Source organism: Streptomyces pseudovenezuelae (assembly GCF_029892565.1).
GTDB classification, from domain to species: domain Bacteria; phylum Actinomycetota; class Actinomycetes; order Streptomycetales; family Streptomycetaceae; genus Streptomyces; species Streptomyces pseudovenezuelae_A.
This window is the reverse complement of record NZ_JARXVH010000071.1, coordinates 1-1,805: the sequence shown is the minus strand read 5'-3', so window position 1 is coordinate 1,805 and position 1,805 is coordinate 1. Positions and strand designations below refer to the sequence as shown.

The window sequence follows — 1,805 nt, the reverse complement described above, 5'->3', positions numbered from 1 at the left end:
TCTCAGTCAGCGCGCTCAATGCTGCTGGTCACCCGTACGTCAACGACAGACCTACCTTCCCTCTCCCGGGGCGCAGTTGAAGAAGCTCACTGATCGAGTGACCTCTTGGGCACTGGCTTGGACCGGCGTCGCAGCAATCGCCCTGCTCGAAGACGTTGTCAACACCTGACGTGACATCACCCTCGTGAAGCACCGCTGAAGATACTCAGTGATTACTGGAGGAGGATGCGGTGGCGGAGCAGGGGGAACCCGGCTCGGCCGTGCATCTGTCTCATGATCCGTTTGGTTCGGGTGTTGACGCCCTCGGTGCGGCCGTTGTGGTACGGGCGGGTGAGGCCAGCGTCGACGGCGGCGCGGTCGAGTTCGAGGCCGTTCGCGAAGGAGTGCAGGTGGGGCAGGTCGACGGTGCGAACCGTGGTGATCCAGTCGGTGAGTTTGGCGTCGTTGCCCTCCGCTGGGGTTAGTAACTGAGCGAACTCACCGGTGAGGCGGGACAGTTCGCTCAGCTCGGGGCAGACCTTGACGAGTTCCCGCAGTAGTGCGGTGTCTTTGTCGCGCAGGTTCTCGGGGCGGGTGAGCAGGAGGCGGGCGAATCGCTGCGGGGTGGTGACCGGCTTGTCACCCTCGGCGCGGCCTTGGGTGATGTAACGGACCAGGAGGTTGGCGCTACCGGTGTAGCCCAGCTCCTTGATCTCGCGCAGGAGGTGAGTGACGGGCACAGCGGGGTCTTCGCTTCGGCGCCGGCGCAGGTGGTCGCGGTAGGGGTCGACGAGTGTGGGCTTGTAACGGGGTGCGCGGCGGTCGCCGGTGGGCTCCTTCATGCGGGCGTACCGCTTGACGGTGTTCAGGGCGACATCGAGACGGCGGGCGCATTCGAGGAGGCCGACGCCCTGGTCGAGCAGATGGTGGACCCGCTACCAGCGCTCGCGGGTGCTCTGCTCGTGCACGCCCCCGGGTCTGGTGGGGTTCACAGCGGTGGCCCAGCAGGCGGCGTGGGAGCGGACTTCGGCCAGGACCCTGCCGCACAGGTTGGACCAGAGGTGCCATCTGTCGCTGACCTGTACCGTTTCGGGGAGGGCTTGGCGGATCGCTTCGGCGTAGGTGGCGGAGCCGTCGCGGCAGACGTACTGGGCCCCGGGGTGCTCGCGCAGCCACGTGGTCAGGGTCTGGGCAGTGCGGTCGGGCAGGACGTCGATCCGTTCGCCGGTCTCTGCGTCGATGATCACGGTGGCGTAGCGGTGCCGGCGTTTGAGTGCGAAGTCGTCGACGCCGAGCACGCGCGGGACGCGCAGCGGTGTCACCACCTGGCGCATGAGCATGCGCAGGGCGGTCGAGCGGGAGATCGCGCAGGCCAGGACGCGGCAGAGGCGGGCGCCCGCCCGGCCCGCTAACTCCTTGACCACGGAGCCGAGTTGGCCGGCCAGGCGGTTGGTGCGGCGCTGGTAGCGCTCCACGACGCCGGGAACCTGCTCGCGGAACGTCTGCCGTGGGCAGCCCAGCACCGGGCACACCAGGCGGCGGACCCGTACCAGGGCAACGACCCGCCGTCCGTCCACCGGCACGTCCGCGATCACCCGCCCATGAAACCCGTGCACCCGTGCTGTTCGCGTCCCGCACGCGGGACACGGCACCGGATCGTCCCGGGTCCGCGCCGACACCCGGATGACCTCGCCCTCATCCGTCACGCCCTCGACGACCAGGGCCGACAACCCTGAAAACACCACACCCACAAGCTGATTGACATCGCGCACACTATGCCAACGACAACCGTCACCCGTCGTTACCACCGATTACGGGACAGAGCC

1 pseudogene is annotated in these 1,805 nt (G+C 67.9%); it reads right to left on the bottom strand.

The window, feature by feature from the left end:
- Positions 1-212 precede the first annotated feature (212 nt).
- Positions 213-1,751: pseudogene (locus tag M2283_RS51480) on the bottom strand (ISL3 family transposase).
- Positions 1,752-1,805 lie beyond the last annotated feature (54 nt).